The organism is Paenibacillus sp. P3E (genome assembly GCF_001909045.1).
GTDB classification, from domain to species: Bacteria; Bacillota; Bacilli; order Paenibacillales; family Paenibacillaceae; genus Paenibacillus_AQ; species Paenibacillus_AQ helianthi.
This window is the reverse complement of sequence record NZ_LVWH01000048.1, coordinates 56,668-78,854: the sequence shown is the minus strand read 5'-3', so window position 1 is coordinate 78,854 and position 22,187 is coordinate 56,668. Positions and strand designations below refer to the sequence as shown.

The following is a 22,187-nucleotide window of genomic DNA, read 5'->3' as shown; positions in this document are numbered from 1 at the left end:
GTCGATTCATTCACAAAGAAAGATCCCTTTTTTGAAATATAAAGGATGCTGCTGCAAATATAAGAATGGATACAACCACTAACACAAGGCTTATGCTCACCGTATCATACGTACCCTGGATAATTTTCTCAGGCTGGTACAAAGTGAATATCGTACAATATTTGAGCCATGACAGCTTCTCAGACAATTTGCTGACCATATCAAGTCCATAGAATAATAAAGTAACCCCAAAACCTGCTCCGAGGGCTGTCTTCTCTTCATCGAATATACAGGAGAACAAGAAAGAATAAGATCCAATTAGAAGAAATATCAGCATGACTATTAGATTTAATTCCGTAAAAACACCCAAATCAAATGCACTGTTATTAACGAATGAAAGTACTCCGAAATACCCTCCAAGATAGGTGAATAGACACATTACAACAAGCCCGGTTACAAGAACTGCTGCTTGAGTATTAATCACCTTTCTTCTCGTCACTGGGGTCGATAATAGATAAGCCATTGATCCTCGATCTACAAATCTACTGACTAACTGGCAAGCTGTCAGAATCGTGTACGCCATCAGTAAATACAGGTAGATAGAATTGTAAAAATTCATAGCCATATATTCCACTGCATTGGTCAAATTCCCTTGGATTCCGAATGCATCCATTACACTCTTGGGCAAGCTTTTGATAACATCATTAAATTGCTGTGAATCGGACAGTAACGGGAATGTCATAACGAGTAAATACAAACAGAGAAAGCCCGTGAAAGCACAAGTAAAGAGGAACTTCCCGTGTCCTTTCATCATCGCTTTATATAAGGAGAAGTTCATAACTTAAGCCTCCTCGTCATAATAATATTTCATGAATACGTCTTCCAGGCGCTGCCGTGGTATATCCAACGCCTTGATCGGATATTGACTAATTTGTTCCAAAATTTCGCTAATCTCCCTATCGACAGAAATAACCGCCTTATTCCCGGAGTGGCTTTGTACGTCAAGTCCGGAATGAACAATCGTCTGAAGATCTTCCTGACGGTAGAACTCCACCTCATATCTATTAGCAGCCATCTCACCTTTTAATAGGGACAGTTCCTGAACGGTTATTATCCGGCCTTTACGGATGATAGCTATAGTATCCGCAGTATCCTCTAGTTCACTGAAAATATGGGAGGAAATGAGAATGGTTTTCCCTTTACTTTTCTCCTTATGCAACAGATCTACAAATGTCTTTTGCATCAGAGGGTCCAGACCTGAGCTGGGTTCATCTAGAATAATAACCTCAGGATCGTGCATAAAAGCGTTAATAATTGCCAACTTTTGTTTCATGCCTTTGGACATTTTCCGGATGGGCACTCTCATATCTAAATCAAAGGTTTCAATTAATTCCTTACGCCGCGTGGTTGACTTTAAATTCCTCATACCTGCCATAGCATCCAAAAAGTCCACGGCAGTCATGCCTTCAACAAAGGCGATTTCACCTGGGACATAACCTAATATGCTATGTATCTTGTCTGATTCTTCCCAGCAATCATATCCGTTGATAGTCGCTTTACCGGTGTCAGGCTGCATATATCCCATTAAGTGACGGATCGTGGTAGATTTACCAGCTCCATTCGGTCCAAGATAACCAAAAATCTGCCCCATATCCACTTGGATGCTAACATCAAACAAACCTTTTTGATTTGGGAATTTTTTGGTTAAATGATCAATTTGAATCATGTATGCACCCTCCCTTGTAAATTCATGAGTGAATATAAATCAACATAAGTAATAAATTTTATTACCTTATACCTTTCTTATGCCTCCCGTTACTTATTATGGAATATAATTCCGGCTGTTGTCAAATTATCTATCATTAACTATACTTTGGTTTTTAATGGATAGAATCATACTCTGTGCTCTGCATTTTGTGAAATAAATACATTCCTAAAAACCTTCATTCCCCGTGGTAATTACCATATTATTCCTCAGAAATCATTTTTATTCTCTCTAATCTCGTTTCACTCAGGAAAACAGCGATGAAACGAGCATTGTCGCAACGACAAAAAGACTGGGGATGATCGAGTACAGATCGATCTTCTCCAGTCTTTGGTCTTCTTGTGGACGCTAATTTTTATTCCTGTACAGTTTTTTTGAAAATGGATGTGAGTTGTAATTCATCTTGTCACTAAATAGGGTTAATTCGAGCAGTTTTGTAACGTTCTTTTGGCACATTTTGTATCTATTCTTGGCACAAACCGTTGATTCCTGTAATAACACCTGTCACAATGTGTGGGCCAAAGAGTTCCCGACATTGAATACACCTAAACATAGGTGAGACTTGTCTTCAAAGAACCATTACTGAATAGTCGATTGTTTCGAAAAAAACATTTCAGTCGATTTAATCAAATAATCCCACTATACTATTAGAGAAAGATAACCCGACTTTGCTTTGGGGGTGTGTGGACAAGTCTATGCTCAGATCCAAGCCTTTTTATTATCTGTTATTACTGTCTCTCCTGACCCTGGCAGCCATCTTCATCTTCATCTTCAACACCCGTTCGAATGAACGCGGATCCGGAAATGAAGCAGCCCAATCAACATCTCCGGTCTCCGGCCGTCCTGACCAGATCAGCATTCTGATCGAAAACTCCTATCTGCCTTATATCAGGAAAATTGCCGCGCGGTATGAAGAGCAATATGGGATTAAAGTCGATATCCGCTCCACCGATATCAACTCGCTGCATGACCAGATAGAAGACAGCATCCTGCGGGGAGGCTCAGATTTGGATATTATCCTGGTCGATACGGTCTGGACCACCGGATTTGCCAGAACCGGCTTGCTTGAGCCTCTGCGGAACTATGTCACAGGAAGTGTAATTGATAAATTGGTACCCATTGCTTATAACCAGCGGGTCATCAGCAATGATTTATATGCGCTTCCTGATTTATATGCCTTCCCGGTCATCATGGAAGAGAAGTTCCTCTACTATAATGAATCGATGCTGAGAAGCGCCGGCATTTATGCTCCTCCAGCCACCTGGGAGGAACTGAAGGACATGGCAAAGTACATTCAGGATAAGGGACTTGCCAAGTACGGCCTGATCTGGAGCTGGAAGCCGGGCGAAGGCCTGATCACCGATTATACGCTGCTGGCCAACGCCCTTGGCGTGCAGGCGAAGGATGCCAACGGCCGCTGGGTATTCAATGAGGGCGGCGGCGTGCAAGCGCTGGAATTCATGGTGAACACCCTGCGGAGCAGCGGTTTATCCGATCCCGCTTCCCTGACTGCAGGCGATATGTCGTCTATTGAGACCTTCGCGGAGGGCAAGACGCCTTTTTTGATCAGCTGGGCTTATGCCGATCCGATCCTCAGCCGCAAACCCGGCTTTAAAATGGCGCTCGTGCCCGGTTTCCAGGGATATCAAAGAAGCTCCACCGTTACCGGGGGCGGCGCACTCGGTATTACCCGAACTTCACGTCATAAAGACTGGGCCTGGAAATTTATTGATTTGACGATCAGCATGAGAAATGAAGTGTCTGCCAAGGACCAAATTGGAGGCCTTTCAGTCTGGAACGAGCAGATCGACCAATTCGAGAATGAGGAAAAATACCTGAACCGGAACCTGATGACCGAACAATTTGAATATGCGATCAACAGGCCGAGCATGTCATCTTATGTGGAGTGGTCGGGTGTGCTGCAGGATGCCATCACCTCGGCGCTCACCGGCAGGAAGACGGCCAGGCAGGCGCTGGATGAAGCCAAGGCGGAAATCGAAAAGAAGGGCATCAAATAAAAAATCTCTATCCCCGCTTGTTTTGCCAAACCGGCCGGGGATAGAGATTTTTGCTGTGCGCCCTCCTGGCGTTATAACGCATTGCAGCGGGGGCCGAACAAGGTTTCTTTATATTCCGAAGGTGTTATTCCATAATATTTTTTGTACACCTGCCCGAAGTATTTGCCGTCCGCGAACCCGACCCGGCGGGCAACTTCCAGTACGGTCAAACGCCGGCTGCCGGTGAGTAATTGCTTGGCCTTTTCCACCCGTTTGAGCGACAGGTACTCGTTAAAGTTAGTCCCCAGCTCTTTTTTAAAAATTCTGCTGAGATGGCTGGCGCTCACATGGAACAAGTCTGCAACCAATTGAAGATTCAGCTCGGCTTCGGCATAATGATCATCCAGATACCGGGCGATCCGCTCCGCCAGGCTTCTTCCCATCGATTCTTCCTTCCTCCATAAGGCCTCCTCGCAGGCCAGGGCTGTAATCCGGCTTAACAGGTCCGTATATTCCCCGAAGGTCCGCAGTCCGGTGATTCCCGCAATGGCTTCGGTGATTTGGTCCTTTATCCTCCACTCCGGTACATGCTTGGACAGGCCGAGCAGGAAGTCAAGACAACAGTTCAGGGCGATACTTTTATTCCTGCCGGCTCTAATGTCGGCCGTGAATTTGTCCAAATACCGTTTCGCTTTCGGTTCGTCGCCGTCACAAATTGCCTCAAACCATTCCGCATCCATACGGCCCAGGGCCGGCTTGCCAGAGCTGCACTGAAGTACATCCTGCAGCTTTGGCATCAGACTTCCCCAGAACAATTGAGTCTCGAGCAGCTTAAGCGCATGCTGGAAGGAGCTGTACAGCTCGCTGATCTCCTGGAAGCCCGTGCCGATGCCGACGCTGATTTGCTTTTTTAAATACATTTCGATGTTCTCCAGACATTCGGTTGTCGCTTCCACCACTCTTTTGCGGATAATCACCTGCTGCAAGGCGGGATCAGACTTGACGACGACAACACTCTTCCCTTCCATATCCACGATGGAGGTCGCCATTTGGAAACGGTGGTACGTTTCATTCACTATATTGTTGACGGCATACTGGTACAGGGAGGCATAGTCTTCATAAGAAAGATCCGAGGGATTATACATCTCAAACACCACGACCACACCGCAGCCGAGCTGGATACCGTAATCCTTCAGCTTTGTACGCATAGCGGCAATATCCTTATTGCCGTTCACAATCACATTCATGAGGATGCCCGCCTCCACGATGTCCGCGTTCTCCCGCTTGGAGTCACTGGCCGCCTGCAGCAGAGAAGCTCTCTTGCCGTTGATCCTGTCCACCGCCTTAAGAATGCAGGCATTCAGGTCCGGAATCTTGATCGGTTTGAGCAGATAATCGAATACTTGATGTCTTACTGCGGTACGGGCATAGTCGAATTCACTGTATCCGCTCAGGAGAATCGTGATCATCCCCGGATAATGACGCTTGATATGCTCGGCCAGCTCCAGCCCGTTCATCCCGGGCATCTTGATGTCGGTAATGACGATATCCGGCTTGAAACGTTCAATGACTTCTATGCCTTCCAGTCCGTTGGCGGCCGTCCCGCATACTGTGCAGTTCAGCTTGCTCCAGTCTACCTTCTCGCTCAGTCCCCGGCTTACGATGTCTTCATCATCCACAATCACGATTTTATACAATATGCTTCCCACCTTTATCCGCAGTATTGGGAGACGCAGTTACATTCTCCATTACAGGCACTATAATATCGACAATGGTACCGCTGCCTGGCATGCCGTTGATCGTCAGACCGTAGCCTTCGCCGAACAGCATTTGAATCCGTTTGTGTACGTTTCTCATTCCGTTGCCTGTCCCTTTGGCGCTGCCGAAGTCCACCTCGCCCGTGAATTCCAGCAGCCGGGCCCGTTTCTGTTCCTCGATTCCGACACCGTCGTCAATCACCCGGAATCTTACTCTCCTTCCATCCATGATCCCGATTATGCTCAGGTTGCCCGGACCGACTTTATTCTCTAGCCCGTGCACGAACGAATTTTCCACAATCGGCTGCAAAATAAACCTGGGAATCCATAGCTCCGCAATGTCGTCGTCCATGTGGATTGAAACCGTGATCCGGCTCTCAAAACGGGTCTTCTGAATAGCTAAATAAGCATTGATATATTCCAGCTCCGAGCGGACCGGCACCATTTCCCGGTGATCGGCCAGATTGGCCTTCAACAGCTGCGCCAGGGAGATGGTCACATTCTCGATCTTGTCATTCTCTCCGTACATGGACAGCCAGCGGATCGTATCCAGCGTATTGTACAGAAAATGGGGATTAATCTGGGCCTTAAGTGCCCGGTATTCTGATTCACGCTGGGCCAGCTCCTTCTGGTACACCTCGGAGATCAAATAATTGATCTTGCCCATCATCTGGTTGAAGCTGCGCCCGAGCCGCCCGAACTCATCCCTCCGGTTGATTCTGACCTGCTGATCGAAACGGTCTGTCTCCACCTGATCCATAACCTGCTTAAGCGCGTGGAGCGGAGCGATTATGCGGCTGGTCGTGAACCAGGTCAAGAGGATGCCCAACAGCACGCCGATCACTCCGATCGCGGTGATCCAGCGTCCGATCAGTTCCGTGCCTTTGGAGATTTCCTTAAGCGGCACAAGCGAGACTACTCTCCACCCTTCCTGGGCGGATATGAAGGTTGTGAACAGCATTTTTCCGTACGGCTCCATATTCAATACAGAAGGCCCCTCGGCGGATTGCAATTTCGCGCGGCGGAGCAGATCATCCACGTGGATATCGGGAACCTCGCTGCTGCTGACAACGATACGATCCTGCTCATCAAACACATAGCTGTAGCGGTAAGGCTCGGACTGCAGGCGTTGCTTTAAATAATCGTCCTTGAGCGAAATAGTTATATAACCGAGCATCTTGAGCGAATCCAGTTCCCGGATGGCTCTTTCGATATAAATAACCCCTTTGTTAACCCTCCAGGTGATTCTTCCCACCGTGTCATAACGCTGTTTCTTCAGCTCGGACTGCACATCGTCCTTATTATTCACACTCCCGGAAGTATTATAGTTCAGCTTGACCAGGAACTGCTGCGTATTGAAGAGATAGACGGTTTCCAGCTTATCAGTGGAGTACAGGATTTTGGAAACGACCAGCTGTTCCAGCGCGCTTAACTTCTCATAGGTAAGCTGGTTCGTCTGCAGCAGCATAGACTGGATTTCTGAATCCTCGGTAATGCTGTCCATCAGCTTGCCCATATACGAAATGGCATCGTCCATATTCTCGCTGATAAATTGCACCTTCTGGGTATCATTTGCCTTGGCGTCGTTCAGATGAAAATTAATGGAAACGGCGTAAGTGACAATCTCGATGATAGCGATTACAAGAATCAGCATGACTACCACCATCAGAATCATCTTGCGCTTTACGCTGGAAGACAGGTAGGTCAGCAGTGCGCGCTTCAATATCCAGCAGCTCCTTCAAACATAGGTTGTACCTATATTACCAAGAATCCTTTTACATGTTAATAAACAAAATTAACCTGTCTGCCGCGTATCCCACAGGGATCGCCTTTATTCTCCACATAGTGAAAACAGCCGGACGCCCCATAATGCGGACCATCCGGCCTTTACTCTTTTGCATATTCGCTATGCGCCTTTTGCTCACGAAGCTTCCGCAGCTGCGGATTTCGATTTTACCATCCGGGAAATCGCCAGGGCGGCCAGGATAATGATCAGTCCCCGCACGATCGGTTGGACAAAGGATGAGATGTTCAGCAGATTCATGATGTTCATGACAACAGCGAAAATGAGCAGTCCGATAAAACTTCCGCCGATCGTGCCGCGGCCCCCGGTAAGGCTGGTTCCCCCGACAATCACGACGGCGATGGCCACCAGCTCAAATTGAAAACCCGAGCGCGGTTCACCCATGCCGATCCGGGAAGTAATCAGCAGCCCGGCCAGGGCGGCAAGAACGCCGCTGATGATATACACGATCACCTTGACGCGCTCAACCTTGATCCCGAACAGCCGGGATGTCTCTTCCCCGCCGCCGACAGCCAGCACATGTCTGCCAAACGGCGTACGGTTCAGCACGAAATATCCGAGGATGAACACCACTACGACATAGACGGCGGGAAGCGGAATGCCCAGTAAACTTCCGTTCGCTATATTCGAAAACGCAGGTGTCACCGTTCCGATAATTGGCCCGCCGTTCGTGTACCAGAGAGCAACGGCCCGGAAGATCGCCATCGTAGCCAGCGTCGCCATAAACGGCTCGACCCGGAATTTCGTCAGCACGACTCCGTTGAGCGCACCGACAAGAGCGCCGATCAGGATCACCACCGCCAGAATGCCCCACACGCCCAAATGCTGCGTATTGGCGCTGACGACCGCCGTTAAAGCCACAACGGATCCGACCGAAAGATCGATCCCTCCCGTAAGAATTACAAGTGTCATACCAACGGCAATGAGCGCACTTTCCGCACTGTATTGCAGCAAATTCATCAGATTGGCGTACGTCAGGAACTTATCGGACAGGAGTGAGCCTACGATCATTAACAGGATGAGGGTTGCCAGCGGAAGATAACTTCTCCATTTCGCCATATTCATTTCATTTCACCTCCTGCAGTGCGTATTCCATAATCTTCTCTTCGGATGCTTCGTCCCGCTGTAGCTCGCCGGTAATCGTTCCGCCGGAGAAGACAAGAATCCGGTCACACATTCCCAGAAGCTCGGGAAGCTCGGAGGAGACCATGATCAGGGACAGGCCCTGGCTCAGCAGTTTGTTGATTTCCTGGTAAATTTCCATCTTGGCCCCGACATCCACACCCCGGGTAGGCTCTTCGAGAATAAGAATTTTATACTTGTCCAGGAGCCAGCGTCCGATAAGCGCCTTCTGCTGGTTGCCTCCGCTGAGAGAGCGGATCGGCGCCTTAATGTTCTTCGGTCTCACCGACAGCTGCTGCACCAATTCATTGGCCTGCCTGCTTTCCTTCGGCTCACTGATCAGACCGAATGTTCTGAACTTGCGCAGCGAAGTAATGGACATATTGGTCCGCACACTTAAATTCAGAAATAACCCCTGCGTCTTACGGTCCTCCGGCACAAATGCAATCCCGTCCGCAATGCACTGCCGCGGATTTCTCGGAACGAATGGCTTGCCGTCCAGCACCATCTTGCCCGAATAGCCTTTGACCAGCCCGAACAGCACTTTAGTCAAAATATTACCGCCCGAGCCCGCTAATCCGGCAATGCCGAGAATTTCGCGTTTGTTCAGGCTTAAGCTCACATTATGCAGCAGCTCCGGCACATTCAAATCAGAAATCTCCAGCACTTTGGCACCGATCTGTTCCGTGTTCACAGGATAATATTCATTCAGCTCCCGCCCGATCATCAGCTGGACGAGCCGCGCTTCATCCGTATCCTTGATATCCATCGTTTTTACATGCTGTCCGTCCCTCAGAACGGTAACCCGGTCAGCCATAGCGAAGATTTCCCGCAGCCGGTGCGAAATATAGATGATCGTTACCTTTCTTTTTCTGAGCTCGGCAACCGTCTTGAACAGCACAGCCAGCTCGTCTTCATTCAGGTTCGCGGAAGGTTCATCCATAATCAGCAGCTCCGCGTTGAACGAGACGGCTCTGGCGATCTCGACCATCTTCCGTTCCGAGATGCTCAGCTCTTCCATTTTCTTATATGGGTCAATCTTGATGTCGAGATTGTTCAGCAGCTCTCCCGCTTCCTTATACAGCGTCTTCCACTGCAACAGGGAACCCTTTTGCGGTTCTCTCCCAAGATAAATATTCTCCGCCACCGACAGCGCGGGAATCTCCTGAATTTCCTGAAACAACGTGCTAACCCCGCTCTTCTGCGCCATATAAGGCGACAGGAACTTGACGGACTGGCCTTTAAAATGAACGTTGCCTTCCGAAGGCAAATGAACGCCGGACAATATTTTGATCAGGGTGGATTTGCCGGCCCCGTTCTCGCCGACAATCGCGTGGAATTCCCCTTCGCTAATGTTCACGTTAATATCTTTCAGCGCATAATGATTGCCGAACTGCTTGGAGATTCCGTCTAATTTAAGGATGACATTATCCATATCGTTCCCTCTTTGTCATATACATGGATTTGTAATTACTTGCGGTTCTTGGAAGCGGAAAAGATGACGGCAGCCAGAATGATGATGCCCAGAATGAACTGCTGAATATAAGGATTCATGTTCAGGAATACGAGCAGATTAAACAGCAGCCCGGCGAGCAGAGCACCTAAAAATGCACCCCAGATTGTGCCTTTTCCGCCGGATAAGCTGGCTCCGCCCACTACGACGGCGGCGATAGCGCTCAGCTCCATGCCTGTTGCTCCGCTGTTGCCGGACATCGGCTGATAAGCGCCGGTTCTGGAGGCAATCAGCAGGCCCGCTATCGCAGCGAACAATCCGGACAGCGCATAAACGCTCAGCTGTACTTTTTTAACGTTGATGCCCGAGTTATAAGCCGCCACCCGGTTGGACCCTACACTGTATATCTGCCGCCCAAAGATCGTTTTGTTCAGCAGAATGAACCCGATAATGTACAACACCAGCATGATAATGACAGGATTAGGAATAGCCCCCATGTACCCACCGCCAATGGAAAGGAAGCTGTCGCTCGCATCTCCGCTGATGCCTTTGCCTTTCGTCATAAACAGCGTGGTTCCGTCGATAATTACCTTGGTTCCTAGCGTTACGATGAATGGCTGCAGCTTCCCGAAGGTAATCAGCATGCCATTCATGAGACCGAGGAACAAACCCAGTGCCAGGACAACAATCACATTTACGCCGGTTGGCGCCTGCAGCTGAACGAGCATAATAGCCGTTAAACTGACCGCCTGCATCACGGAACCCACCGACAGGTCAATGCCGCCGATCAGTACTGTCAGCAGCATCCCGATCGACACGATGGCCGGATAGGAGATCTGCCGTAGCAGATTTGAGAAGTTATAGGAAGTGAAAAACTCCGGTGAGAAGATCGGAGAGATTAATGTGACGATTACGATAAACAGCAGCAGCAGCGTCTCTTCCTGTTTCAAGAGCGTACGGGCTTTCTGAATGGTTTCCATCTGCCTGATTCCCCTTTTTTTAATGGGACAATGATGGCTTTGCTTACTGAAGCAAAGCCATCATTGCTAATTCAAATTTTAATCCTGGTACCAGTTGCAGACATATGGATGATTGGTTAGCGATTCCGGTCCGTCTTTGCGGATTACAACCGTATCTTCTACACGGGTACCGGCATATCCGGGAATGAGCAGAGTAATTTCAAAAGCGATCGTCTGGTTCTCGACCAGAATATCCTGGCTGTCCGGGCCTACTACCGGAATTTCCTCCTCCGGATCCATGCCTGTGGAGTGGGCGCAACCGCGGCCTTCACCGGCCATATGCGGATAGCCTTCGCGCTTCAGCACTTCGTTGGCGGCCACATCGGCCTCCGCGCCGGTCATGCCCGGTCTCAGAGCGGACATTCCCGCTCTCCATGCTTCCAGGCAGGTATCGAGCAGGCGCTGTTTCTCCGCATCCACCTTGCCGTAAGCTACACCACGCGCCATATCGGACGAATATCCGTTATAACGGCAGCCGATATCGATGAGGATCGTGTCGCCTTTGACAATTTCGCGGTCACGCGGGCGGGCCAGGAAGTAGTCCCCGGAGTTCGGTCCTGATTGGACCATCATGTCGAACGAGACGGTGTCCGCACCGCTCGCGAACATGTGCGCCATCGCTTGACGCGTCACTTCTCTCTCGGTCAGGCGTTCGGTGGCGAGCAGCTCGTGGATTTTTTCAATCCCCATGTCCGCCAGTCGGCCGGCTACTTTCATATTACGGATTTCCGTTTCGCTCTTAATCGACTTCAGGTACTCGATAATATTGGTCTTCTGCAGCACCGAGGTTGGATTCAGGCTGTCGCGGATCGTCTCATAGAATTCAAGCGCGCAGTATTTCGAGCCGCTGAGGCCGATCTTGGCGGAATTTCTGCCTTTCTGGAAATCCTTCAGCACATTGCCGAGCTCCTGGCGGATGCCTCTTACATCGGAGAACCATGTCTCGTCGGCGGCATAGGATACCAGACTGCCTTCCGCGAACAGCGTAGGTTCGCCGTCAAGCGGGATAAACACCATAGCCGGATACGGGAATACCCCGTCAAATGCGCGATAGTTGGCTAACCAGCGGACATTGCTCATACGGTACGAGTCTGAATAAACCAGCAGCCCGTCCAGACCTTCAGCTTCCATTTTCACTCTTGCCTTCTGCAAACGTTCCTTGTACTCGGTTACCGGAATTTCCTGCAATACGTCTTCAAAACCCATGATGAATTCCTCCTGAATTTATAATTGGATTGGTGTTGTCTGATATGTTTCTTTTAGAACGTTGAATTCGGATCGTAGAAGTTATCGACATTCGACTTGTCGATTACAGGAGAGTCCAGAATCACTCTCTTCTGAATCTCTTTGCCGTTCGCCGCATCGATTGCCAGCTTCACAGCCGTCTCGAAGCTCCATTCATTTTTCACGGTCATCATCAGCTCATCCGTGTTCTTGATCTTCTCCAGCGCTTCCTTCTGGGAGTCCATGCTGACCACCTTGATCTCGCTCATCCGGTTTGCTTTCTTAATGGCTTCAATTGCGCCGAGCGCCATCTCGTCATTCTGGGCGAACACGAAGTCAATCTTGCTGTTGGCCTGCAAAATATTCGTCATCACCTGCATCGCCGGCAGCCGCAGCCATTCTCCGGATTGCTCCGCCACGATCTTGATATCCGGATACTTTTGAATCTCCGGCATGAATCCCTGCGTACGAAGCTGGGAGTTGGTCGACTCGACGACACCGTTGAGGATGACCAGATTGCCCTTTTGGCCCATCTTGTCAGCAATGTACTTCGCCGCCTGCTGGCCCATCGTTACCTCATCCGAAGCAACGAATGTCGTATAGGGAATGCTGTCATCGTCCGGTACGCCGGAGGCCGCGATAATCAGCGGGATGCCCGCTCTTTCCGCTTCCTTGTATGCGGGGTAGATCGCGTTGCCCGACAGGCTGCTCACGATAAGGGCATCGACATTGCGGGCGATCAGGCTCTCGATGTTGGCGATTTCCTTGTTTGCGTCCCCTTGTCCATCTGTCACAATGATCTCAACCCCGAGATCGGCGGCTGCCTTCTTGGCCGTATCTACGTTGGCAATCCGGAACGGGTGATTCATGACCGTCTGCGAGAAACCGATTACAATTTTTCCGTCTCCAGATTTCCCGGATGAACCAGAGCCTTCGGATGTACTGGCCGCTTCTGTCGTGCCTGCATTACCAGCTCCTCCGCCGCATCCTGTAACCGCTATCAGAAGCACTAAAAACAATGCCAGTACCGAAGTTTTTTTCTTCATCATTATTCCCCCTGTCATTAGTGTTGACCTAGCCGCCGTCCTCCTTCCAGTGTTTATAGCTTGTTGCCTTGAATTGATTATATAATTAATCGCCGCCCGATTAGGGTTGAAAAAAATGACATCAGGGTTGAAAGTTTTGATGCCGGAGAGTAAAAAGAGCAAAGCAAGCCGTAACAAGGCTTGGACTTTGCTCTGATGCTGTCTTGAACCTTATTTGCTTGCTCCTGTCTGGGAACATGAAAGCGGCAGCTGTAAACAATCTGTCCCGGCTCTGCTCGATTGAACAGTCAGCAGCAAATTACATGGCCAGGAGTTATTGACCGGCTCCCTCTTATAAAAAAGAAAAAGTCCTGTCCACGCCCCCTCACCGCCAATTCCTAGCTAAACCCAATTTGACGCCGAAATTACGCATTCACCTTGCCTAGGGCGAATATCTTAAAGGGAGAGTACATTTTTATAAAAATGAGGCGATTCACTTGGGATACTTTGTTACTGTGGAACCGGGCGTAAGAGTATTTATAGAGGACATCAATCCGAAGGGAAACAAAACGATACTTTTTATTCATGGATGGCCGCTAAACCATAACCAGTTCGAATATCAGTTCAATTTCCTTCCTAAGCTCGGATATCGTTGTATCGGAATGGACTGGAGAGGATACGGGAATTCGGATAAACCATTTGCCGGGTACAATTTCGATAGATTAGCGGATGATGTCCGCATGGTCATCGAGGCGTTACAGTTAAGAAACATAACACTTGCAGGACACTCTACCGGAGGCGCGATATCGATTCGTTATATGGCCCGTCACAAAGAGTATGGGGTATCTAAACTCGTCCTGATGGACGCTGCCTCTCCATCTAGCGTTCCGAAAGAATTTACAAATAAAATCATCGAAGATACAAATCATGACCGGCCGCAAATGCTGCAGGACCAAACCGGAATTTTCTTCTTTCAGTATATTTCCGTACCGAAATCCGATTGGTTCGTTTCAATGGGATTACAAGCGGCGAATTGGGCAACTTCCGCCATTATGGCCACGCTTAGAGATGAGAATGTTTACAACGATCTCGGTCAGATCAATGTACCCACATTAATTATTCACGGAATTCATGATAAGGTCGTTCCGTTTACCAAAGCTGAGGAAACAAATAAGCTCATCAAAAATTCGAAGCTGGTTCCGTTCCATTACAGCGGTCATTGCGCTTTTTTAGAGGAGCGCGATAGATTCAACCAATTATTATCTTCTTTTGCATAACGACTCGGATTAGCCGGACCATCGCTCCCATAAGTCTAATTTTTAAAGCCTTACAGCCTATTTTCAATATAATGTCCGCCTCAAAAAAAGCCCTGATAAATCAAGGGTTTCTTGATCATCAGGACTTAATTGTTGTGCCAAAAATCGTTACAAGCCTATGCCAAACTACGTTCCAAACGGTGACAAGGTGAGTTTCAACTCACAGGACAGGAATTATTGTTTAGTTAAACCCCCGCTGCCGCATTCCCTCAAACAGCAGGATCGTCGCGGCCATCGCCGCATTAAGCGATTCGGCACGGCCGGCCATCGGGATAATGATGCTTTTGTCAACGAGGGCGGCCGTCTGTGGCGAGATGCCCTGTCCTTCGCTGCCGATCAGCAGCCACTGGCTGCCGTGAAAATCATGGGTGTAGCAGGAGTCCGTTCCCGTCAGTGAAGTGCTGACCAGCAGTGCACCGCGTTCCCGGGCCTGCGGCAGAATGGCACTCAGGTCCCCCTCCACAACCGGGAGATGGAACATCGAGCCCATCGTAGAGCGGATGGTCTTCGGATTGTAGAGATCGGCGCAGCCTTTGCCGAGGATCACGCCGTCCGCACCTGCGGCATCGGCACTGCGGATGATCGTCCCTACGTTGCCAGGGTCCTGAACACCATCAAGCACCATAACCCAGCTGTCCTGCTTCGCGAGGATGGCTTCCAGGCCCTGTTGCTCCTTGCGCACAATGGCAAATACCGGCTGCGGTGTCCCGGTGCTGCTGCACTTGGCGATAACCGCCGCTGATACACCGATGACCTCCATCCCCTGCACCGATTGGAGCAGAGGCTTCAGCTCAGAAGGCATGCCTGTATCCAGGTCAAAGGCCAGGCATTCCACATCGGCTTCAGCAAACAACGCCTCCTGTACCAGATGGATTCCTTCTATAATATATTTGCCGGTTTTGTCACGGTGCTTCTTCTCCTGAAGACTGGCCCATTCCTTCACCCGCGTATTTTGGGGAGACATAATTTCCATAGGGGTCCTACCTTTCTGTTCCGTGCTGCGCCTATTGATACGCTATTTCCAGCTTCGTCAGATTGTCCTTCCGGCCAACGATGACGAGTACATCACCTTCGACCAGGCGGTCTTCCGCTCTGGGGGAAATGTTCATTTCCTCGCCCCGTCGGATAGCCATAACGTTGCAGCCGTATTTGGCGCGGATGTTCAGCTCCTGCAGGTTCTTGCCCAGCATCGGTCCAGACACCTTCATATCGAGGATGCTGTAATCCGGCGACAGCTCGATATAGTCAAGGATATTAGGCGAAGCCAGGTGATGTGCCACCCTCATGCCCATATCCCGTTCAGGATAAATCACTTTGTCTGCGCCAATCTTGCTTAGCACCTTGCCGTGCAGCTCGCTTTTGGCCTTGACCAGAATCGCCGGAACGCCAAGGTCCTTCAGAATCAGTGTCGTCAGAATGCTGGCCTGAATATCTTCACCAATCGCCACCACCACCACATCGAAGTTGCGGATGCCCAGCGCGCGCAGCGCCTCTTCATCTGTGGAATCAGCGGATACGGCATGGGTTACAATGCTTGAGATTTCTTGCGTGCGCTGCTCGTCAGCATCGATCGCCAGCACATCGAATCCCATGCCGCTGAGCGCCTTGGCGACACTTGATCCGAAACGCCCCATACCGATTACGGCATATTGTTTTTTTGCAGCCATTTCTGTACCTCCCGTAGCAATTTGCATCTCACACAGTATAGCATAAGGAGCCCCAAACTTGAATTTCCAGTGCACTTTCAGGGCACATTATAACGAGGCAAATATTAGTTGAACTTTGGAATACCCAAAAAACCTAAGGGGGCTCTATTCATGCCGATTACCATTGATTTGCGCCAGGCGATTATCCATAAAGTGCACGGTCAGTCCGAAGCCGACCTGCGGCAGATGATTGAAGGCTCCGTGGACGGGCCCGAAACGGCACTGCCTGGATTAGGTGCTGTATTCGAAATGATGTGGAAGGATCTGGACCACGCCAAGCAGGATGCACTGGTCTCGATGCTGCACAACCATTTGGAGAAGATCACTCCAGGTTCCATCACCTCCCAGCAGTGACGCTAGTTCCAGCACAAAAACCTCCGCGTTCCACAGTGCAGCTGCGCATGTGGAGGCGGAGGTTTTTTGACAGAGAGCCTCTCTCTGGTACTAAGACCCGTTACACAAATCGCTCACTCAAGGAGCAGTCTCCAGGAACTTTGCAGTCGGATTCTTTTCCATGGCCGTACGCATCGCGTATTCGTTCTCGAAGAGCACAACATAGTTGCCTTTCTTGTCCGTGACCAGCGTGGAGTTGATGCGGAACTTGCTTGCGTCCGGCTTGTTCTCATCCACAATCCAGCGTGCGAACTGATAGCTCATCCGCTGCAGCTGAACATCTACGCCATACTCGCCTTTCATGCGGTATTCGAACACCTCGAATTGCAGCTGTCCAACGACACCCAGCAGAATATCATCGAAGTTGACCGTGCGGAACACCTGAATCATGCCCTCCTCGGTCAGCTGGTCGATCCCTTTCTGGAACTGCTTTGATTTGAGGGCGTTTTTGATACTTACTTTGGAGAAAATCTCCGGCGAGAACGTCGGCAGCTCGTCGAATTCGATATCTCCGGCCTGGCTCAGCGTATCCCCAATGCGGAAAATGCCCGGATCGAACAGCCCGATAATATCCCCCGGAAAAGCTTCCTCAACAATATCACGGTCCTGAGCCAGGAATTGCTGCGGCTGGGACAGCTTAATATCCTTGCCGGCACGCACATGCTTCACACTCATACCGCGCTCGAACTTGCCGGACACGATCCGCAGGAAGGCGATCCGGTCACGGTGGGCCGGGTTCATGTTCGCCTGGATTTTGAAGACATAGCCGGTGAATTTCTCGTTCGTCGGCTCTATGGAACCGACAGTACTGCGGCGCGGCTCCGGCTTCGGTGCCAGCTCCAGGAAGTTGTCCAGGAAGGTCTGCACGCCGAAATTATTAATCGCACTGCCGAAGAATACCGGTGTCAGCTCACCGCGCAGTACTTTTTCATAGTCAAAAGCATCCCCTGCCACGTCAAGCAGCTCCAGATCCTGACACAGCTGGTCATGCAGGTAATCTCCGGCCATCTCGCGAATGATCGGGTCACGGTAACTTTCAACCTTTTGCACGTTGATCACAGAGTGATCATCGCCCTGGAACAGCTCCACCTGATTCTTCATCCGGTCATATACGCCGCAGAGCTCGCGCCCTCCGCCGATCGGCCAGTTCATCGGTACAGAGCGGATGCCCAGCACATTCTCCAGCTCTTCCATTAGCTCGAACGGACTTTGACCTTCACGGTCCAGTTTGTTAATGAATGTAAAAATCGGAATCCCCCGTTTGGCGCAGACCTGGAACAACTTGATCGTCTGTGCTTCCACACCCTTGGCTACGTCAATCAACATGACTGCACTATCCGCAGCCGTTAAGGTACGATAGGTGTCCTCACTGAAATCCTGGTGACCCGGGGTATCCAAAATATTCACCCGGTGATCCAGATAATCAAATTGCATCACGGAGGAAGTAACAGAGATTCCGCGCTGCTTCTCAATTTCCATCCAGTCACTTGTCGCATGCTTACTCGCTTTACGGGCCTTAACCGAACCCGCCAATCGGATCGCGCCGCCGAACAGCAGCAGCTTCTCCGTTAATGTTGTTTTCCCCGCATCCGGGTGGGAAATGATCGCAAACGTTCTGCGTTTGTCCACTTCCTTTTGCAGCTTCTGATCCGGTGCCATATGGTTTGCACGTATCCCTTCATATATAAATTCATGCTTCTGCTTCAATTACCGGGTGCCCATCAAATCGGTGCTCTGCTCATTGGTACAAACCCCTTTATCGGTGAATTTGCCGTTGTCACATACCGTTATTGTTACATTTCCGCTTCTGGTGAAAGCATCCTTCTCAGTATAACAAAATCCGGTGGAGATTATCTACATAATACGCGGCAGAAGGCAAAGTTGTTGGTAAATTGTCGGGGGAATGATTATCTGAGCAAAGTGGTAACCATGCAAAAATCCCCCTGCAGCCATCAAAGGCAACTGCAGGGGGAAACTCTTCATACCATAAATCATTTACGCGATGAACTAGCTATTAGTCTGCCACACCACGTTGTCTTCATCCTGTCCATTGACCGGCCACCAGTGGAAGCCTTCACGAGCCAGCAACTGATCGGCTTCAACCGGACCCCAGGAACCTGCCGGATAGGATGCCAGATCACCTGTGCCTTCCTTCCAGGCCTTCGCAATACGGTCTACGAAGGACCATGCCGATGACACTTCATCCCAGCGGGTGAAGTAGGTTGAATCGCCGCGCGCGGCATCATGCAGCAGACGCTCGTAAGCCTCCGGCGAGTTGATGCCGACCATGCAGCTCTGGCAGAAATCCATAGCGAGCGGCTGGATTTCCGATTCCGAGCCCGGCTTCTTGGCATTGATCTTCACATAGATGCCTTCCATCGGATTGACGCGGATGACGAGGAGGTTCGGCTCCAGTTTATGCTTTTGACCCAAATAGACGTTGGTCGGCATACCTTTGAACTCCACAACCACTTCCGTTGTCTTCACAGGGAGACGTTTACCAGTACGGATATAGAACGGTACACCCGCCCAGCGGAAATTATCGACAAATACACGGGCCGCAAAATACGTCTCAGTATTCGACTCCGGATCTACCTTGTCCTCCTGGCGGTAAGCCGGAAGGGTTTTGCCTTTGTGGAGTCCTTGTGTATACTGTCCGCGCACCACATTCTCATGTACTTCCTCGGAGGAAGCGTAAGGCCGCAGCGAGCGCAGCACTTTAACCTTCTCATCACGGATATCTTCGGCCAGGAGACGGCTTGGCGGTTCCATCGCAATCATCGTCAGCAGCTGCAAAATATGATTCTGGCCCATATCACGCAGCGCACCGGCATGGTCATAGTATCCGCCGCGTTCCTCTACCCCAACGGTTTCACCGAGCGTAATCTGGATGTTGGCAATATGCTTGTTGTTCCAGAGCGGCTCGAAGAAGGCATTGGCAAAACGGATCACTTCAATGTTCTGCACCATTTCCTTACCGAGGTAATGGTCGATCCGATAGATCTCTTCTTCCTTGAACACCTGGCGGATCTGCTCGTTCAGCTGTTCAGCAGATTCCAGATTATAGCCAAATGGCTTCTCGATCACGAGACGGTTCCAGCCCCGGGTCTGCAGCATGCCGCCAGCCTTGAGGTTGAACGAGACACTGCCGAACAGCTCGGGAGCGAGGGCGAGATAGAACATCCGGTTTCCCGGAATATGGAACTTCTCTTCCAGCACTTCGGTCTGCGCGTTCAGTTCACGGAAGCCGTCAATATTGTTGATGTCCAGAGACTTGTATTCAAAATGCTGAACGAACTCATTCCATTCGTCTGCGTCTGAAGCCTGGTAGCGGCAGAATTCATAAATGGACTCCTTCACATCTTCACGGAATTCATCTAGGGTACGGGGACGCCGAGCCACGCCAATGACCGCGAAATCATGGGTCAGCTTGCCCTCACGGTACAAACTGTAAATCGCCGGGAAAAGCTTGCGGCGGGCTAGATCTCCGGTTGCCCCAAAGATAAAGAATACAGCACCGGGTGTATGCAGTGCATCAAGGGTTTGATTTTCAGCCATGGCTCCTCATCTCTCTGTATGTAATATAGTTGACAATCATTCTCATCGCCAGATAGTTTATGAAATACATCTACTGCGTGATGTCATTTTATCATATCTGTGAAAAGGATGCTATCACATTCCTGACAGTTTTTCTCGGGATTTCGCAAATTTCCATTACTCTTTCTTATTTGTTTTTGTGCTCCCGCTTATAGAACAGTGCAGTCCGGCATTCACAAACATATTATACCCTCATGCCAAAAGCTCCGCAAACGCAGGCCTGCATCAGAGGTTTTGGCCGCCAGCCTTCAAGCATAACAAAAAGCCGGCTTCAGGATATAATATCCGTGTAACGGCTTTTCTGGAAAGTATAGTTTAGCAAGGAGTTCGTATTGAACCCCCTGCTCAGTATTCAATAGTAATTAAAGGCAATCCGAGCGTTACCCGGTTGGTGTTGTTGTTGCCGTTCTTATGAACCGCCAGCTGTAGCGCAATGGAATGGCTTCCGCTGCTGACCGCGCGCTCAAGGCCCGGCACACTGTAGGAGCGGCTGTATGTAGTGTCGTCTTCGTAGCTCTCTTCCGGGTTCATTCCGGGGAGCTGTTCTTGGATCGATTGTTCTATTGAAAATAGTGCAGCTTCCGGCCCGCTCTGAGCCTTAGCAGTCCCTTGCAGCGAAGCATTCCATTCAGCAGCAATGCCCGCCTGAAGCATCTGCTGTCCGGCCGACTCCGCAGCGGCCGGAAGCTCCGGCGCTTTCCGCAGATCCGCCGTCTCAAAGGTCACAATAACATAGCTGCGTGCGCCTCCCAGCTCACTCCAGAACAGCGTGACCTGTGCACCGTCCAGAGCGGCACCCGCACGGGAGGTCATATGCCCGTCTTCGTCGGACCGGCTGACAGCTCCAAGCCCAAGCTGGGCCGCCAGGTTCCGTGCAGCCTCAGCAGCAGATACGCCGGATGTACCCGTACTGTAATCGCCTTGCCACTTCAGGACAAGCCGGAGCGGTGAGTCCGGCAGAGTGGCTATACCGCCAAGGCTGGTTATACGTTCGAGAGAATCCGCGAGACTGCCAGTACCCTTGTCGGCCGTGGCCTGAGATGTAGTCTGGGCTGGGCTGATGGAATAGGCAGCTTGTGAGGGCGTATGTACAACTGCCGCGGGAGCAAATCGATGGGATGACGCGGTGTCTTCAGCCGATGTTGTCACCCCGGCTGAACCTTCACCTCCGGCAACTCCTGCACTGCGGAATCCGGCCAGCAGTACAGCCGCCAAGCATAATCCGGTCAGCAGCAGTGTCCCTTTGCCAGCACCTCTTCTTATCCCTTGGTTCCCCATCGTCAATCTTCCTCTCTATCCGGTCTAGTAATCTACTAAACAGGATATCCAGGAAGAGAGATTATATACCTGCGGTTATTCCGCAAGTCCGTTCTTATAAGCATAAATGGCCGCCTGGGTACGGTCCTCTACACCCAGCTTGGCCAGTATATTCGTCACGTGGAATTTCACGGTCTTAATCCCGATAATGAGCTGGTCCGCGATATCCTGGTTGGATTTGCCCTGAGCCAGCAGCTTCAGTACTTCCATCTCGCGTTCGGTAAGCTCCTTATAGGCCGGCGCTTCTCCGCCTTTGGCATTGGAGCGGAACCGGTTCATCATCTTGGAGGCAACCTGGGACTCCAGCACCGATTGGCCTCTTGCAGCAGCGCGGATGGCATCCGCCACTTCGCTGGCCCGCGAGGTTTTTAGCAAATAGCTGAACGCGCCGGCTTCAATGACCGGATACATCTTTTCATCATCCAGATAGCTGGTGAGCACAATCACTTTACAATCGGGGTACAGCTTCAGAAGCTGTCTCGTCGTTTCAATCCCATCCATGCCATCCATAACCAGGTCCATTAGGACCACCTCAGGATTGTATTCCTGAGCTAGCCGTATGCCTTCTTCTCCACTTCCTGCCTCACCCACCACTTCGATCCCATCCTCGGTGCCGAGCACCGCAGCAAGTCCAATCCGGACCATTTCGTGATCGTCTACAAGCAGTACTTTAATCGCCTGCGCTTCTTCCATCTCCATGGTACCCTTGCCTC

Annotated in this window: 18 protein-coding genes; 3 read left to right on the top strand and 15 right to left on the bottom strand. The window is 50.4% G+C overall.

Going from position 1 to position 22,187, the window contains the following annotated elements; genetic code table 11:
* Positions 1–10: 10 nt before the first annotated feature.
* Positions 11–817 (bottom strand): ABC transporter permease subunit, encoded by an 807-nt coding sequence (locus A3842_RS06660; protein ID WP_074083770.1) that lies wholly within the window; start codon positions 815–817, stop codon positions 11–13.
* 3 nt (positions 818–820) lie between these two features.
* Positions 821–1,705 carry an ABC transporter ATP-binding protein gene (locus A3842_RS06655; RefSeq protein WP_074100838.1) on the bottom strand — a complete coding sequence of 295 codons (885 nt, stop codon included), beginning with the start codon at positions 1,703–1,705 and terminating at the stop codon, positions 821–823.
* Positions 1,706–2,427: 722 nt separating this feature from the next.
* Between A3842_RS06655 and A3842_RS06650 the strand changes: the two genes are divergently transcribed.
* Positions 2,428–3,762 (top strand): extracellular solute-binding protein, encoded by a 1,335-nt coding sequence (locus tag A3842_RS06650; RefSeq protein ID WP_143186177.1) that lies wholly within the window; start codon positions 2,428–2,430, stop codon positions 3,760–3,762.
* A 71-nt stretch (positions 3,763–3,833) separates the two neighbouring features.
* Here A3842_RS06650 and A3842_RS06645 read toward each other — a convergent pair whose 3' ends face one another.
* The 7 genes from A3842_RS06645 to A3842_RS06615 form a co-directional block, all read right to left on the bottom strand.
* Positions 3,834–5,438: a response regulator gene (locus A3842_RS06645; RefSeq protein ID WP_074083767.1), complete on the bottom strand. Its 1,605-nt coding sequence runs from the start codon at positions 5,436–5,438 to the stop codon at positions 3,834–3,836.
* Positions 5,431–7,221 carry a cache domain-containing sensor histidine kinase gene (locus A3842_RS06640; protein WP_074100837.1) on the bottom strand — a complete coding sequence of 597 codons (1,791 nt, stop codon included), beginning with the start codon at positions 7,219–7,221 and terminating at the stop codon, positions 5,431–5,433. Before A3842_RS06640 ends, A3842_RS06645 begins: the two co-directional genes overlap by 8 nt.
* Before the next feature lie 198 nt (positions 7,222–7,419).
* Positions 7,420–8,367, bottom strand: coding sequence for an ABC transporter permease (locus A3842_RS06635; RefSeq protein ID WP_074083765.1), 948 nt, complete (start codon positions 8,365–8,367; stop codon positions 7,420–7,422).
* A gap of 1 nt (position 8,368) precedes the next feature.
* Complete coding sequence (locus tag A3842_RS06630) at positions 8,369–9,859, bottom strand: sugar ABC transporter ATP-binding protein (protein WP_074100836.1); 1,491 nt, start codon at positions 9,857–9,859, stop codon at positions 8,369–8,371.
* A gap of 35 nt (positions 9,860–9,894) precedes the next feature.
* A complete protein-coding gene (locus tag A3842_RS06625; RefSeq protein ID WP_074100835.1) occupies positions 9,895–10,857 on the bottom strand; it encodes an ABC transporter permease in 963 nt (320 codons plus the stop codon).
* Between the two features lie 78 nt (positions 10,858–10,935).
* Positions 10,936–12,102: a M24 family metallopeptidase gene (locus A3842_RS06620; protein WP_074100834.1), complete on the bottom strand. Its 1,167-nt coding sequence runs from the start codon at positions 12,100–12,102 to the stop codon at positions 10,936–10,938.
* Between the two features lie 53 nt (positions 12,103–12,155).
* Positions 12,156–13,166 (bottom strand): substrate-binding domain-containing protein, encoded by a 1,011-nt coding sequence (locus tag A3842_RS06615; protein ID WP_074083762.1) that lies wholly within the window; start codon positions 13,164–13,166, stop codon positions 12,156–12,158.
* A 476-nt stretch (positions 13,167–13,642) separates the two neighbouring features.
* On the opposite strand from A3842_RS06615, the gene A3842_RS06610 reads away from it, so the two are divergent.
* Positions 13,643–14,422: an alpha/beta fold hydrolase gene (locus A3842_RS06610; RefSeq protein ID WP_074083761.1), complete on the top strand. Its 780-nt coding sequence runs from the start codon at positions 13,643–13,645 to the stop codon at positions 14,420–14,422.
* A 220-nt stretch (positions 14,423–14,642) separates the two neighbouring features.
* Here the strand turns inward: A3842_RS06610 and A3842_RS06605 are convergent, their stop codons facing one another.
* A complete protein-coding gene (locus A3842_RS06605) occupies positions 14,643–15,434 on the bottom strand; it encodes a TrmH family RNA methyltransferase (RefSeq protein ID WP_074100833.1) in 792 nt (263 codons plus the stop codon).
* 31 nt (positions 15,435–15,465) lie between these two features.
* On the bottom strand, positions 15,466–16,155 hold the full coding sequence (locus A3842_RS06600) for a potassium channel family protein (protein WP_074083759.1): 690 nt from the start codon (positions 16,153–16,155) through the stop codon (positions 15,466–15,468).
* A gap of 123 nt (positions 16,156–16,278) precedes the next feature.
* Here A3842_RS06600 and sspI point away from each other — a divergent pair, with 123 nt between their 5' ends.
* Entirely contained in the window at positions 16,279–16,521 is a 243-nt protein-coding gene (gene sspI, locus A3842_RS06595) for a small acid-soluble spore protein SspI (RefSeq protein WP_074083758.1), read from the top strand.
* 117 nt (positions 16,522–16,638) lie between these two features.
* Here sspI and A3842_RS06590 read toward each other — a convergent pair whose 3' ends face one another.
* From A3842_RS06590 to A3842_RS06575, 4 genes are all read right to left on the bottom strand, one after another.
* Positions 16,639–18,219, bottom strand: a complete 1,581-nt coding sequence (locus tag A3842_RS06590; protein WP_074083864.1) for a peptide chain release factor 3 — start codon at positions 18,217–18,219, stop codon at positions 16,639–16,641.
* A 348-nt stretch (positions 18,220–18,567) separates the two neighbouring features.
* A complete protein-coding gene (zwf, locus tag A3842_RS06585; RefSeq protein WP_074083757.1) occupies positions 18,568–20,118 on the bottom strand; it encodes a glucose-6-phosphate dehydrogenase in 1,551 nt (516 codons plus the stop codon).
* A gap of 384 nt (positions 20,119–20,502) precedes the next feature.
* Positions 20,503–21,435: a YwmB family TATA-box binding protein gene (locus A3842_RS06580; RefSeq protein WP_074100832.1), complete on the bottom strand. Its 933-nt coding sequence runs from the start codon at positions 21,433–21,435 to the stop codon at positions 20,503–20,505.
* A gap of 75 nt (positions 21,436–21,510) precedes the next feature.
* Positions 21,511–22,167 (bottom strand): response regulator, encoded by a 657-nt coding sequence (locus A3842_RS06575; protein WP_074083863.1) that lies wholly within the window; start codon positions 22,165–22,167, stop codon positions 21,511–21,513.
* Between the last annotated feature and the right edge of the window lie 20 nt (positions 22,168–22,187).